Origin of the sequence: Hydrogenovibrio sp. (assembly GCF_965140365.1) — a bacterium.
Lineage (GTDB): Bacteria > Pseudomonadota > Gammaproteobacteria > Thiomicrospirales > Thiomicrospiraceae > Hydrogenovibrio.
Window position 1 is genome coordinate 877,275 of sequence record NZ_OZ223196.1, and the last position, 15,385, is coordinate 892,659.

A 15,385-nucleotide genomic window follows, 5' to 3' on the forward strand; every position below is an offset into this window, starting at 1 on the left:
CCTTTTGATTTATCCTCATAATTCTCAATGAATCGTTACTAATTTACTAGACTGTTCATAACCATCTTATCATGGTCAAAAACGAGGCGTTAAATGGGAAAGTTTCGTTATACAGAAGAACGAATTCAAAAACTGATTTCTGAAAACAATTTACCCATTGAAATTAAGTCAACTCCACATTTCTATAAAGAGGGTATCGGGTATTTCATAGGAAACAAAGAAATACTCATGAACTGCTATGTTCATGGTGAAATACCTTCTATCACTCCTTTTAATTTGCAAAAACAGGCAATATATAAATATAAAAACCGGGTCTGTCCAAGATGCAACGAAGAGTTGGAAACACTCGGAAATGAGGTTACATACAATATTGTCAAAAGCGTTATAGAAGACCTTCCAAATAGATTTATACACAAATTCAGCAATATTGTAAGCGTTGAACTACTTACTTCGGAGTCTGAGTTTAACCAGCAAAAGAAAGCTTCTTCCTCACTCTGGAATAATCTGACCTTGAAACTTAAAGTTAAACAGCAACTTGATGATAAAAAATATCGGGAAAAGAATATAACGAGAAAATGGAAAGAAATAAAAAAAGATAAAAAGCTAATGCCTCTACGCCAAAAAGATACACGAATGTCTTTGATGGCTTATATATTCGAGTGGGTGTTAACTGAACTGAAAGTTAACCATCAACTTGAATATTCAATAACTAACCTCATCCGAAACAATTTTGATATTAAAAACAAGCTCGTAAGCTCTGGATTTCATTACCCTACCATGGCTTACGATTTTTATTTAGATGACTATGATTTATTAATAGAAATTGACGGCTCACAACACTATGAAACGGATGGTCGAATGATTCGTACCAATGCCGAGTTAATCAACTTGCAACAAAGAGACAACTTAAAAGCTGAAGTTGCCAAAATGGCCACGGAGAAAGAACTTATTCGTCTTCAAAATTTTTTTTTGGCTAAAAGTGGGAGGTTAAAGGGGTTAAAGCACTTAGTAAATTTCAAATCAAAACGAAGCGACTCCGTCTTCTATCAAACATTTTTAAACATAAATAAAGTTCTAAACAAAATTGGAATGGTGAATATTTCTTTCAACAGATATATCGAAATAATCACAACCTATAATATCGGTTCTATACTGGAAGCTAAATCCAAAAGCATTATCAACAATAGAAATTCAGTATTGGAGAATACTCGTTCGACTCTTAGAGTAATAAAACCAGCTCATAACATAAACAAAACAGAATCCTATGTAGCCCAATGCCAATCAGAAGGATGCAAATCCTTCCAAATTATTAGTACAGCTGGTATTTATTCTGAGCCGCCAGTTAGATGTTACGCATGTAGTGATATAGCGATTATTAAACAAGCCATTCAAACTGTAGAAAATGCTACATGCTTCTCAAACACTAATGACATAATTTCTGGTTTTGAGGTTTTCAATAAGAAAAAAATATTGAGCCCTAACAAAGGTTTTTTTAATCATGGGCTAACAGAGGACACAGCTATAAAGCTTTCTAAATCAAATGTCCTCAAACAAACTCTTATTATCATCCATCCGTCTTTTCCGAAGGTCTTTATTGAAAAGACCATCAATAGCGTTAAAAGAGATATAGACTATCACCTGGTTTATAAGCGTCTGCACAAGGTTAACGAAACTCTAGAAAAACTAACTGATGAATCTCAAAAAAAATTATTCGATTCACAGTTTGAAATTTTCAATGTTGATAATGAGTTTAAAGCCAAGCAAATTATTACTAAAGAGCGTCTTAGAAAAGCTGAAGAAAGAAAAAAAGTATCCCAAAATTTAAGACAGCGAGGAGAATCCACAATCCAGACTAAAACGGAAGAGAGGAAAAGACTAGAGTTTCAAGCTAGCGTGTATTCACTAGCAAAATCAGACGCCAACTTTAGAGTAAAAACTACTGAAACTGATGTCATGGCAAATCTTTACTTAACAGAAATTGAATACACTTGTATTTATTGCGGAACTACATACATTGAAATTGGACACTATTGCTACCACTCGTAAATATGTATGCAAATGTAATAATAAAGAATGTATGACCATGATTAATCGGTCTCGTGGAATGAATAAGCACCTTCAAGGTAATAAGCAAGGGTTTGACGAGGCAGCATTACACATAAATGAACAGAGTAATGGAATCTTTGAGTTAGTAGAATTTGCTGGAGACCGCCGTATAGGAGGTTTTATTATTAAAATAAATTGCCCTAGTTCAAAATTGCACCAACATTACATTCTAAGCAGTGGCATTTCTAACTGGGATAAGCGCGCTAACTTTAAAAAATACGCATACAAAATAAAATCAGGAGAAAAATTAGATTCTCGAATAACAGTCATAGCCAACTTCAAAAAAACGATACATGCTGATGGTTAGTTAGGCAGTTAAGTATTCTTAAGTAGCTTTCCTGACCCTTGTTAAGGCCTAAGAACACTAGACTCTTTTTAAAGTGAAAAATGTTTAGTAAATTGAGTGGCAATTCAGATAAAACGACCTACTCTAACTTCTGCAAACCAGGAACTTATATGAAGTTTTCAAAAACTACTACTAAAAGTAAAAACAAGTTACTCGGATTTTCACTTATTATTTGGGGGGAGTTTTTATTTGAACCTGATATTTCTGGCTTATCGTCAAGTATCAACTTAGATATCCAAACACATCAAGACTTAGTTCCATATGTCTTGTTCGTTGTTTTAGCTTGGCTCTTAGCTTCTTTTTATTCAAACTTTTTTTATGAATACGGCTATCCTTTTGAAAATCAGAACACCAGGATAGGAAGGTTAAAAGACTACCTTTCGACACTAAAACCTAATTTTAGTTCGAAGTTGATGAGGCATATTCAGGCAAACTCATCTGCACATGGTATGTCAGAAATACCGGAGCACCTACCATCGAAAAATATAAAGAATAAAGCTTCTCAGAAAATTATTTTCAACAACTTATTCCAACTAAACTATTTGTTTCCTAGTTACATTGGCCTCTCAACAATATTTGTCCCAGCTATATACGCAGCTAAGCCATTTATTCACTAAATAAGGCTAGCTCATCGTGCGTAAACTTTAGAGCATCCCTTCAGAGTAATGAATATTGAAGGTATTGAAAGTGGCTAAGAAGTGTCTAGTAAATTAGTGGCGATTCAATATGCTTTTATATAACTTTAATTTCGACATGAATTAACTTCCAATAGTAATAAGTAAAGTTTTTATTTTACTAGAAGAGTAATGACAATCGTAGTTAAGTTATTGAAATAAAAGCTTTTACTGTCTGAGAATATGTTTCTCAGCAAGTTATTAAATTTAAACTCAAAAACTCAGCATTTGAAAAAGTTAGTTTTGAGAATCAGTATTCTCGTAATTAATACTAAACTTTTCATCCCTAATCCATCGTAACTAAACCCGTGAGAATAAAAGCATGCCCTGTTAGGTCAGTATTCTTATGTTTGACCTCTATGCATTTGACTTTCCAGTAATATCTTATTAGCGACGATTATTTATGAATTGAACAAAGTTTAAGGAGATGTCGTTTTCTACATAAACTTAGATTCGATTTGAACCCAGCGTTATAACAATACTTTCTATTTTATTGAAAATCTTAAAACTTTCCTTGAAAACACTACATTTTGTGTTATAACTTTAAAAAAGGACTATATATGTGGTGAGCAAAAGTGTACAAAGTCGAAAGGTTGTTAGAAGAAGCACTAGAAGATATTGATATTCCAGATTCAATGAAGGAGAGGGCGTTTGCTCGTTATAAATCTGTTGGAGAGTGGCTATGTCGACCTGATTCAACGCTAAAAGACTATTCACCAAATGTTTATCCTCAAGGTTCTTTTAATCTTGGAACTGCTGTAAAGCCTATATCTGATGAAGATGATTATGATGTTGATTCTGTTTGTGAGGTTTCTCACCTCAGAAGTGCTTGGACACAAGAACAATTAAAAGACAAGTTGGGAGTTGAGTTAGATTTATATACTAAGTCAAATGGCATGAACAATCTTCCAGAAGAAGGAAAAAGATGCTGGACTCTTGTTTATGCTGATTCTGGTCATGGTTTTCACTTTGACGTTCTGCCTTGTCTACCTAAAGACTATGGTTTTTCCACAAATATTTCCATCACAGATAAAAATCACCCGAGTTATGAATACATTTGTGATGACTGGGAAGAAAGTAACCCGAAGGGGTACTTAGAGTGGTTTCGTTCTAGAATGGAGATTAGATTTGGAGTAGAGCGCTTAAAGCTTGCTGAAAGCATGCAAATGCATGTGGATGAAATTCCCAAATATAAAGTCAAAACGCCGCTTCAAAAAGTTGTCCAATTACTTAAACGCCATAGAGATATTTACTTTGTAAATAAGGACCATAAACCTATATCGATTATTATTACCACCCTTGCAGGACATGCCTATGGTAACCAGGAAGAGTCTCTCATTGCTTCTTTACAAACCATTGCAAGCTCCATGGACCATTTCATTAGAAAAATATCTATTAATCATTATGAAATTTCAAACCCTTCAAATCCTAAAGAAAATTTTGCTGAAAAATGGAAGCATAACCCAAAATTGGCTGAAGCCTTTTTTGACTGGATTGGAGCATTAAAAGAAGATGTGAATAATCTTTTTCAAGCAAAAACTGACACTCAGCTCACTTTAGCTCTTCTGCCTTTTGTAGGAACTAAAACGGTAAACAACTCTGTTATTGCTTCAGAAGTTATTAAATCGGGATTATTTAACCAAGCCTGGCGGCAAGTAAGGCATGAACCTATATCTCCAAAAATAAAAAGAATCACCATAACGGCCAAGTGTAAAAAAGATGGCTTTAGGGAATCTCTTTTCTATTCTGGTCAGTCAATTGAAAAAGGTTTAAGTTTATCTTTTACAGCTAATGAAAAATTTAGAGGTGGGAAATACCACTGGCAGATAATGAATACCGGTGCTGAAGCCATTAGAAATGGTCAAACTCGCGGGGCCTTTTACGACGGACAAAAAAAATCTGGTCGAGTTAGGGAAGAGCAAACAAGTTATAGAGGAAATCATATGGTTCAGTGCTATGTAATTAAAGATGGAATCATTATTGCCCAGTCTAACGAATTCGTGGTGAACATCTCATGATAAATAAAATTTTTGACTTCGCTAAGTCCGTTCTATACTGGCTTATCTCATTTTCTGTAAAGAAGATTGGATACGCCTTGATGACTGTCGGGTTATTAGCGGGTGGAACTTATAGCTTTTTATACAAACCGCTTGATGGCGGTTCTGGAGAACTATCTTTTACTGTTAGTAATACAGTGAATGACTGGCTTTCAGCAATATTGGTTGTCATTGGTGCCCTTATTTTGGTTTCTGAGGTTATTAAAGACTTAAAAAAGAGAGCTATCATATTCCAACACTTAGGTATTGATGAAATTAAGACATTCGACATTGCAACAGCTAGGCCTGTTTGGGACCGGTTGTTTAGGCCTGAGGTTCATAATATTGACTGTTATAGGTATTATCGAAATGGCATTGTAGTTAATCCAGATGAAGCGTTGAGACGTACATTATCAATTGGAACAACCCTAGAAAATTTGTCTCAAGTCGAACCTGCTAATCTGAAGTTTTACTATGGAGGAATGATTCAGGTTCCTTTTGCTTTCGTTGCAGGGACTCTTCTAAGCAACACTATGAGTGTCGAAGTCTATGATTGGAACAGAAACAAGCAAAAAGCTTATCCAACATCCGAGCAATCAATCGACAAACCCCTGGAAATAGAAGCTTCAGAAACTGATATTTCTTCGTCCAATGAAGTAGCTATTGAGCTAGAAATTTCATATCCAGTTGATAGAGCGAACACAATTCAAGCAGCCGGAAAGATTCCTGTCATCAAAATTTCAGCGAATCCTATGGGAATAGACAACGCATCATCATTAGAGCAACAAGTGATTATTTGTGAGGTTTTTCATAGACTGTTGGATAAATACCAAGGGTTAGAACGAATCCATATATTTATAGCAGCTCAAAACTCCTTAGTTTTTCAGTTAGGCCGACAAATTAGTAAAAGAGTTCATCCCGAAATTGTAGTTTGGCAATATGAAAGACAGAATGAAAGGAAAAATCCATGGGGAATAAAGATAAACAACAATAATTATAATGTTGTGTTCAACGCTCCTTTTTACTCATAGTGTGTTCAGTTGAGTAGCTATGCCGTTTATAAATAATGGCTAAGAAATGTCTAGTAAATTAGTAGCGATTCAAAACATATTTAGCCCTTTAGAAATTAAAGAGTAATTCTTTTGGGTTATATCTTGAAAGGCTTGTCAATTCTAGTAAAAGTATGATTTTTAAAAAGCATAAACAATAAAGAGAATTTTATGGATTTTATGACTAGTGCAATGCTATCCGGTATCGTTTATGACATGGTAAAACGGGGGGTTGGAATGTCCATGGACTCTTTAAAATCTCGTTTAAATTATTGGCTTGTTGATGATAACGTGATAAAAGAAATGTCTACACGATTAAATGAGTTAAATATTAATGAGAGCATGAGTGAGCGTGCTATTCAAGAACACATTGAAAGAAATGAATCTCTGATGAAACTTATGCAGAACATTAAGCCAAATCAAAGTATTCTAGTGCATCATGGTTCAGGTGATAACGTTGCGGGTGATAAAATTATTAATAATTGAGATTAATTATGAACTCTTTTACGCATACTGGTTCTGGAGATAACGTTGCTGGTTCTAAATATGTCAGCATTATTAGTACCACTCCAGAAAATTTTCATTCGCTTGTTTTTGAAGTAAAACAACAGGTCTTAGAAAGAAGGTTTGACCAGGCTAGAGTTACTATTCAAACGCTTAAGAAAATTCATAATTTAAATGCAGAAGCAGAGAGGTTAGTCGAGTCTTTAGACTTATACTTAAATATTCGAGAACACAAAACTTTAGACGACAGAAGAAAACTTGCTCGGTTATTAAAAACTTCAGATGACAATCTTACTAAAGATATTCTTAACTCTACACGGGTTTATCTTAGTGTTGAAACCCATGGAGAAGAGCCTGCTGAGACCTTTTTCCCACGTAATAAAAATCTAGGTCCTTTCTCTCAAGAACTATTCTTGGAGCTATTTGCAAATGAAAAGCAATTAAGAGCTTTTTTTTCCGAAAGTGTGTGCCTTGATATTTCTGAGTATATTTCATTGATGAGAGGAGCAGAGAGATTAAATGCGACATCATTAATGCATGAAATAGCCGGAAAATTAGATGATGATTATCGAGGAGACTTTTTAAGTCAGAAGTATTTATTGATAGCGAAAATTGCCTCCGTTAATGAAAAAATTCCCGTAGAAGGGCATTATTGGCTTGCCTCTGCGGAAATAAAGACAGAAATTTCAAATATTGCGTTAGAGTTATCCACGCTTATTGATTTGTCAGAGGGGCAATATGGAGAGTTGTTTGAAATTGCTGACTCCATTCTTAGGTATTGTCTTGGCTATTTACCAGAGTTATTTGATACATTATGGAAGCACATTAAAGAGTTTGAAAAGGTTTCTCCTCAAAGTGCTTCTCGGATTAGAGCCGAAAAAGAAAGACATTACAGCGGAACATTGAATAATGATGTAGATATTGAAAAGCTTGAACAGTTTCGTCGTGATAATCACTATAAAGAACAATTTTTAAGCAAGCTAGCGAGCTCTTCAGAGATAACTGAAAATGACTTTTTCATTGCGTTGCAATCTCTTGATACCCTGGATTATTTAAATAAATGGGTTGAAAAGGGGGGGCTTTTAAAAACTGAAGAACAATTTGTTAATGATTTTTTACAATTAGAGCGTCAGGTTGCATCAGTTGAGAAACTGGATACAAAAAAACTTGATTTGGAGAGTCTTCTTGATGCTTTCCTAAAGTTGCATTTTGCAGATGTCAAACGAATCAATATAGTTCGTTTAAATGATTTATGTGAAAGATTAAACTATTTAGAGTTCCCAAATTATACAGTTCGATTTTTAGAAGTATTCATCTCAAATAAGCGTTCACTGTGGCCATCCCCTGTTGTAAAAACATATCTTATAGGCTTATTAAATAGCAGTAAGTTAAAGACCCTTAGAGAAACACTGACGAGTATTCCAAGAGCTCTTTATGATGCTGATAGCTTTAGATTAGAATCTTTTCTTGAGTATTTATCAGGCAATTCAAAAAAAGCTTTTCAAGCAATAACTCAATCACTAACAATATTTCCCGATGATATCGTGTCTTGGGCACATATGTTTGTTATTGCAGATAACTCTAAAGCAACATTTAAATTAAATGGGTGGTTAGAAAAAATACCTGAACATTTTTTTAAAGAGTATTCTGAGACGGGCTTAAAAGTATTGATTGGAATTGCCAAGCATTCGAGTTTTAAAAAGGTTGAAAGCACCTTACTCAATTGGTTTATAGCTTCGCCAAACGAGCTGGCAATACCCATTACCCAAATATTTTTAGGGGATTTGGAGCCAGAAACAGAAATAGTGAATTTATCTGATGAGGTTAATGGCACTATTGGTGTTAGTTATTTTAATGGGAAAGACCTGGTTACTAAGTTACTAGTAGGAGATAATTTTTCAATAAAAAATGATTATTGTATCAAGCGTTCCTCCCTGTTAGGTAAAGTTCTGTTAAACCTTGAACCAGGGGATACAACAACATTCAATCTAAAAGAAATTACTTTAAAAAGCTTTGACCCACCTCTTTTATCCGCTAACCATATTTCACTTCGCCTTAGAGATATTAACAATGATGGTAGTGATTGTTTCTATTCTTTTCAGCTTCCTGACGACCCTCATGAAATGAAGAAAAAATTTGCCAAAGTATTAGAGCAACTCCAAAGCCCTAAAAAACATTACGATTCAATTCCTAGTTTCATCATTAGAGGCAAAATAAGTCAACGAGAAGACCCGGTAAAAGGAGCGCTTGAACAGCTTGTCGATGATGCTGAAAAGATTTCTCCATTCAGCGCAATAGGCGAAGTTTCCCCTAAAAATGTTCTGCTAGACATTTATGCTATATGCTACTTATCCATAACAGGGCTTTGGAAAGGTCTAGATAAAATAAAAACTGATTTTTGTATTACTGAACCAACGAAGGAAATCATGACAGCTTTTATCAGAAAGAAAGCTGCAATGCAGGCTTCAGCTATTGATGGAGAGCTATTCGTTCAATCTGAAGAAGAGGTTCAGCATAGGTTGTCGGTATTAAAAGAAGCATTTCAAACAATTATAAATTCTTCGTCAATGATTGAGTTAAAGGAGTTTGATGTCCCCGATAAATTGTTTAAAATAAAAGAGTTAATTGATTCATCTGTTTTTTCGACCATATGTGTTTCCTCCGAAAAAAACATACCATGGTTATGTATCGATAGTGAGTTTTCACTCATGGCTGGAGAGTTTGACTGTCAAATAGTGAATACTTTTGAATTGTTTTATCGAATTGGTCAACAGCTAAAAGTTGAAGTGAAAATACCTGGGTTGCTATTGAATGCCCAAAAATCTTTGCCATATGTTTTGACCCCCAAAGAAATTATTGATTTAGCGAGCTCCAAAAATTATGACGAACTACACGTTTTGTCATTGTTGCTAGTTAAGCATACGAATCCCTTTAAAGATTTTGGTGAAGCATTAAATTTTTTTACATATATAGTAGGAAAATTTCTTTTTGACGGAGAAGAAATCTCTCATAATCATCCTCTTATATTTGATGACTTTGAGCGCTCTTTTAACGGTTGTTGCAGGTCAATTTTAAGTTCATCGCCAGAAATAAAAGCTGAAGAAAAGTTGGCAGGTTTTGTCTGGGAATTACTTATTCTCATTAAGGGGTTCCCAGAATATAGACAAGTTATTTTTACTTTTGCCACTAACTTTGCTGAAGGGCACTTTTTAGATATAGAGAGTATAAATACTTTTTTGAAGAATAAAACTAAATGATACGCTTGCTTTCGGCTATTCTGAAAGTGTATGGAAAGATTGTAGGTTATAGTCAAAATTTGTGTTAAAGCTTAAGCTGATAGGTGAATCCGACCTAGGTCAAATGAAGAATCGTCATATTTTAAGTATGAATGTCCACAAGCTATTTCTTGTCACACAAGGCTTCAAATACGAACAAAAAAAATTAGCAAGATAATCGGTCCTATTAAATTTTCTCTCATCGTCCATTTTATAGGCTTAGCTTCAGAACGCTGGTCATTTTGAGTAGTTCTGTAGCTTAAGCCTAACCTTGTTTATCTTTTAATATAAAGTCTTATGTCTTTGTTTATTACGTACATTTGATTTTAAATTCGTTTGGAAGAAATTCTGTTGAACAAATCACTTTTTCTATTACTGGGCTAGTGACTTCTAATATTAAGCAACCATTTTCAAGCAAGTATCCTGTTTGGGTAATTGGCAAGTCAGTTTTGTGTTCTTCTATGAAGAATCCAGCAATAAGAGCTGATTTCATTATGTGCCACCATGCACGCTGGGCACATAAATCTAATTGTGATGATGGGATAGTTCCGACAATATTTGCCATGAGTTTTCTCCTGATAACTGTTAATAGAAATGGTTGAAGACTTTAATCAATGCAATGTCTTCTTAACAGTTAACGGGAAAAATCGGTTCTGAAGTTTGACGTTATTGATTTTTTTAAAATGACTCACTTTTTTGACGGTCGGTTTCACCTCCCTTTTAGAGGGGCGCCGACTCCGTCGGCTAAGCCAGAAGAAAGGTGACCAAAGTGGTCACCTTAAGAGCGAGATTTCTTAAAGAGTGCAACATCTTTAAGCTTGCAGCGCACATGTGAAATTTCACTCCAAAAATGGAGTGAAATTGAGAGTAAAAATCGGAGTAGAGACTTCCGGTTTTGTACGGTTGTGAAAAGCGCGACTGTTCGTTCAGAACACAAAGCGATTTGAGAGCAAAAATTTATTCCGTTCAGGACTAAATTTGCAGCGGGCTTTTGTGAGAGATGAATTGCTCCCAAGCAATTCAAATCATTTAATTCGCCCACGAATTTAATGATGGTCTCGAGAGGCAAATGAAATGTTCCCAAGAACATTTCAAGCAGGCATTTCTGCCAACAGAAATGCTGCGATTTGGCGGAGAGCCGCTCGTGCGCAAGCCGAGTCCCGGGGTTCTCAATGACCGACTTAGTACACCAAAGCGCAAGCTTTGGAGTGCTTAAGAGGTAAAACACTGGTTTAGCTCGTGTCGGGCTTGAAAGAAGCCAGGGACTCGGGTTGCAAAACCCGAGCGGCTCGGCAAGCCGCACCCCGTTCAGAGGGTGCGAGCGCGCAGGACTCGTATCGTCCAGAGAAGAGGCCGGAGATAAGGGTGTTTTTGTTCAAAAAACGTCCGCGTAGGCTGTTTTTTTGTTCGCACCCAACGTGTGAACGAAAAATAGCCGAAAGTCAGGCCTTTTTAATTTTCTTCAAAAATTGAAAGGCCCCTCCGCTAAAGGCCTTTTGAGCGCATTAGGGTGAGAACACTTTCACCCTCTTTGGGCGATAAAGTCGTCTTTAGCGATGGCTGAATAGCCTGCTTTTCTGTTTTCGCGTCTCTGCGAAAGAAAACAGCCGTTAAGTGAACCTTCATGTAAGGTTCTCTTGCCGAAATTCATCCTGATTCGTCAAATTTCCGAAAAGAACGTACTCGTTAATTCGATGCGAAAGTCATTCGCAGCGTATTTTTAACGAAGAAATCGTATTTAGAAGGAGATGACATTTCATGTCAGATGAATTGTACTTTAGATACGGCATACCTCGATATGCTGAATTTTTAACACTTAAAAACAAACCAAATCGCTCATTTGAAGATAATCAAGAACTGGGAGAGCTGACGATAGAGGTCGCGCTTCGAGCGCTGTTTCGTTTTCAGTTTTTAGACAAAAATACATTGATGTTTTTTCTGCAACAGTCAGATAAAAACCAGGGCTCTTTCTATCGACTGATGAAGACACTAATCGATAGAAAATGGGTTCGAAAAGTCGATGCACCTTATCTACAGTCGAAGCATGTTTATATGCTCAGACGTAAAGCATTTGAATATTATTTGCCCGCAAATTATGCAGACGATTATGTGTTCAATAAAAGCAAAATCGGACTCGGTGTAAGCTCGTCTCATAAACTATTTATTGCTCGGATGATTATCAGTTTGTTGATAAAAGAACCGGAATCAAAGTTCCAAACGGAGCGGGAAATTCGTTATGAAATTAAGCTTGGCCGTTTAAAGCTCTATAGAGTGCCAGATGCTATTTTTTGGGGCTACGAAAACATTACATTACTTGAATTTGAGTTCTCGGAAAAGAATCGATTAGACAGATTAGAAGCGTTAGTCAAAGCAGAGTTTAACGTTTGCCAGTTCTCAGAAAAATATGAAGATTTGCCTACTTTGATTGTATGGGGATTTGTAAATAAAACACTAAAGAAACGCTATGAAAATGAAGTCGAAAAGTATTCTGAAGAGTCTTTAAGTGTGGATGGGTATGGGAATCTGAGCGAAAGAAGAATGCCCGAAAATCATTTCGATTTCACGCTTGATAGCGATAACCATGAGTTTATTTTATTAAGTCGTTAGCGCTTGAGGAAACTTGAGGAAATGGTTCTTTTTTTACTGTTCGGAAAAATGACAACTAGGTCTTTCTGTTTTATGTGAACTAACTGAAAAGTGAGAATCACATGAATCAAAAAAGTGCTCAAAACAGTAATTTGGATAGTGATACAGTGAAGGAACTGATTAAACTTCTTGCGACGATTGCCGCTGAAAATATCAAATCTTAAAACTATCATTCGAAGAATTCCTCTTCTTGTCGTAAGAAGGGGAACCCTCTCTATGTAAACATTATTTCCTTTTACATTGCTGCTTAAATTCCCGTTAACGTTATTAGGGTAGTCTAACTAAAAATTACGGAGACTTAGGAAAAAATGAACTCTAAAGACGTGACAGCAGTCTATGCTCGATATAGCTCTGATTTACAGAGCAATCACTCAATTGATGACCAAATTTCAAATTGCAAACGGTTTGCTGGCAGGAAAGGTCTCAAAATAACGCGCACTTACAAAGATGAAGCTTTGAGCGGTACTTCAACGAATCGTCCGGGGTATCAGCAGATGCTAAAGGATGCTCAAAATGGTCTTTTTTCGGTGCTGTTAATTGATGACTTGTCTAGATTTGGCCGGGATGTATATAACAATATGGGAGCCATAAAGCAGCTTCAGTATATTGGTGTTAGGATTTTTGCTGTCAGTGAAAGTTATGACTCTCATGACAGCAGTACGATGTCTGACTTCACTCCGATTTTCAAAGGAATGGTAGATGAAATGTACATTAAAGAACTCGCTCAAAAAACAAAGCGAGGATTAAATGGTCAATTTAATCGGGGGTTCTCAACAGGCGGGGCAGTGTATGGTTACAAGACGGTGCCCGTTTATGACGAAATGCATGTTAACAAAAAAGCTCCTATTGGGTTCAAGTATGAAATTATTGAAGAAGAAGCAAAGGTTATTCGGCAAATTTTTCAATTCTATGTTGACGGCCACACACCCAGAAGTATTGCTCAAAAGCTTAACAACTTGAATATAACAAGCCCCGGTGGCAAAGCGTGGGCCGGTTCCACGATACAGCCCCACCTGAAGAGAGGAACTGGCTTGCTACTTCAACCGATGTATAACGGTCAAAGAGTTTGGAATAAAACTCATAGCAAGCGCAATCATATTACCGGTAAAAGAAAACAAATCCAAAACCCTATGGATATCTGGGAGTTCCAGAACGATGAATCGTTAAGAATTGTTCCAGTCGAACTCTGGCAAAAAGCTCAAAATAGAATTCGTTCAGTTAATGAACAAACTGAAAAGCAGAGAGATGGAATCAAAAAATCTGGTGGCCGTCGCCCAGGGGGAACCTTGCTGAGTGGTTTACTAAAGTGTTCTGATTGTGGTGGCAACTTGATTGTCGCGGGTAGGAATCACTATGCGTGTTCAGCGGCAATCAATAAAGGTACCTGTGGCAATAAAACATACATAAAGAAAACAGAGGTTGAGCAACAAATTCTTGGGTGGTTGTCAGAGTTATTGAATACGGAAGAAAATATTGATTTGTTCGTCAAAGAAGTCACTAAAGCTCTGAAAGCAGACGGTAGTGATGATAAACGGCAGCAGCTCAAACAAAGTCAAAAAGAAGTGTCTTCAAAAATCGATAATCTTATTGAAGCGGTTAAGGCTGGTATGAAGTATGAATTAATCAAAACAGATTTAGAGGAACTAGAGAGGAGGAGAGAGGACATTGCGATAGAGCTTGAATCTAAAGCAACAAATAGTAGAGGACATGGGTTTTCTGTCGAAGAATATAAGTCTATATTGCTTGAGACGGTGATGACATTAACTCAATATACAGACTACATGCCCAAATCTAGAGAACTACTTAGTAAACTAATTAATGGGGAGATAATTCTGAGGGAAAAAGAAAAGGCCTCAGAATATGAGGCTTCTCTTGAGTTTGACCCGTGTTCATTAATGCCTAATGAACCGAGTCAAGAAATAATGGTAGCGGGGGCTGGATTTGAACCAACGACCTTCGGGTTATGAGTCAAAAAAATTAATAATATCAATAACTTGTAAACACTCTTCTTATCTTTTCTACAAATCTAATCTACTCTATACGGATTAAATAAATTGAACCTTAGTTTAAAAGTATATACAATAGAGTATATATTTAATTAAGAAAGGGGGGTATTATGGAAGCTAGAATTTTCCAATCCGGAAACAGTCAAGCCGTTAGAATTCCGAAAGAATTTCGTTTTGATGTTACGGAAGTTGAAATCTTTAAGCGTGGCGATGAAATCGTTTTAAAGCCGAAACCCAAAAATTTAGGAGCCGCTTTTAAATTGCTTGGTGAGATGCCAGACGATTTTATGGTTGATGGGCGTGAAGACACTTTACCTCAAGAAAGAGAGTCTTTTTAATTATGTATGTCCTTGATACCAATATCTGTATTTACATTATTAAAAAACAGCCGCCTAGCGTTTTTGAAAGATTTGAGAGCTTACCTTTAGGTTCGCTTTCCATGTCATTAGTGACGTTTGGAGAATTGGAATATGGTGCTATGAGAAGTAACAACTCAGAAAAAGCACTGAATATTCTGGATGAATTGATTAACTATATTCCCGTTTTACCAATGGGAACCGATGTGGCCAAACACTATGCCGATATACGAGCAGATTTAGCAAAAAAAGGAACGCCTATTGGCAATAATGATCTTTGGATAGCCGCGCATACAAGGTCGCTGGGCCATACTTTAGTGAGCAATAATATTAAAGAGTTTGAAAGGGTTGAGAATCTTAAACTCGAAAACTGGGTTTAACCTAAAT

At 36.0% G+C, this 15,385-nt stretch carries 12 protein-coding genes; 11 read left to right on the top strand and 1 reads right to left on the bottom strand.

The window, feature by feature from the left end; genetic code table 11:
- Positions 1 to 93 precede the first annotated feature (93 nt).
- The 7 genes from AC0KH7_RS04170 (at position 94) to AC0KH7_RS04200 (ending at position 9,972) form a co-directional block, all read left to right on the top strand.
- Complete coding sequence (locus AC0KH7_RS04170; protein WP_472370970.1) at positions 94 to 2,046, top strand: hypothetical protein; 1,953 nt, start codon at positions 94 to 96, stop codon at positions 2,044 to 2,046.
- Positions 2,047 to 2,104: 58 nt separating this feature from the next.
- Complete coding sequence (locus tag AC0KH7_RS04175) at positions 2,105 to 2,413, top strand: hypothetical protein (protein WP_472370972.1); 309 nt, start codon at positions 2,105 to 2,107, stop codon at positions 2,411 to 2,413.
- Positions 2,414 to 2,562: 149 nt separating this feature from the next.
- On the top strand, positions 2,563 to 3,069 hold the full coding sequence (locus AC0KH7_RS04180; RefSeq protein WP_472370974.1) for a hypothetical protein: 507 nt from the start codon (positions 2,563 to 2,565) through the stop codon (positions 3,067 to 3,069).
- 632 nt (positions 3,070 to 3,701) lie between these two features.
- Positions 3,702 to 5,144, top strand: coding sequence for a nucleotide-binding domain-containing protein (locus AC0KH7_RS04185; RefSeq protein WP_472370976.1), 1,443 nt, complete (start codon positions 3,702 to 3,704; stop codon positions 5,142 to 5,144).
- Positions 5,141 to 6,193 (top strand): SAVED domain-containing protein, encoded by a 1,053-nt coding sequence (locus AC0KH7_RS04190; protein ID WP_472370978.1) that lies wholly within the window; start codon positions 5,141 to 5,143, stop codon positions 6,191 to 6,193. Before AC0KH7_RS04185 ends, AC0KH7_RS04190 begins: the two co-directional genes overlap by 4 nt.
- A 189-nt stretch (positions 6,194 to 6,382) precedes the next feature.
- Positions 6,383 to 6,697 (top strand): GapS6a family protein, encoded by a 315-nt coding sequence (gene gapS6a / locus AC0KH7_RS04195; RefSeq protein ID WP_472370980.1) that lies wholly within the window; start codon positions 6,383 to 6,385, stop codon positions 6,695 to 6,697.
- A gap of 8 nt (positions 6,698 to 6,705) precedes the next feature.
- Positions 6,706 to 9,972, top strand: a complete 3,267-nt coding sequence (locus tag AC0KH7_RS04200) for a PIN domain-containing protein (protein ID WP_472370982.1) — start codon at positions 6,706 to 6,708, stop codon at positions 9,970 to 9,972.
- Positions 9,973 to 10,300: 328 nt separating this feature from the next.
- Here the strand turns inward: AC0KH7_RS04200 and AC0KH7_RS04205 are convergent, their stop codons facing one another.
- On the bottom strand, positions 10,301 to 10,555 hold the full coding sequence (locus AC0KH7_RS04205; RefSeq protein ID WP_472370984.1) for a hypothetical protein: 255 nt from the start codon (positions 10,553 to 10,555) through the stop codon (positions 10,301 to 10,303).
- A 1,193-nt stretch (positions 10,556 to 11,748) separates the two neighbouring features.
- Between AC0KH7_RS04205 and AC0KH7_RS04210 the strand changes: the two genes are divergently transcribed.
- The 4 genes from AC0KH7_RS04210 to vapC all read left to right on the top strand — a co-directional run bounded on the left by AC0KH7_RS04210 (position 11,749) and on the right by vapC (position 15,378).
- A complete protein-coding gene (locus AC0KH7_RS04210; RefSeq protein WP_472370986.1) occupies positions 11,749 to 12,597 on the top strand; it encodes a hypothetical protein in 849 nt (282 codons plus the stop codon).
- 347 nt (positions 12,598 to 12,944) lie between these two features.
- Complete coding sequence (locus tag AC0KH7_RS04215; RefSeq protein WP_472370988.1) at positions 12,945 to 14,603, top strand: recombinase family protein; 1,659 nt, start codon at positions 12,945 to 12,947, stop codon at positions 14,601 to 14,603.
- 149 nt (positions 14,604 to 14,752) lie between these two features.
- On the top strand, positions 14,753 to 14,980 hold the full coding sequence (locus AC0KH7_RS04220; RefSeq protein ID WP_192894036.1) for an antitoxin: 228 nt from the start codon (positions 14,753 to 14,755) through the stop codon (positions 14,978 to 14,980).
- Positions 14,981 to 14,982: 2 nt separating this feature from the next.
- Positions 14,983 to 15,378, top strand: a complete 396-nt coding sequence (vapC, locus tag AC0KH7_RS04225) for a type II toxin-antitoxin system tRNA(fMet)-specific endonuclease VapC (RefSeq protein ID WP_472370990.1) — start codon at positions 14,983 to 14,985, stop codon at positions 15,376 to 15,378.
- Positions 15,379 to 15,385: the final 7 nt, after the last annotated feature.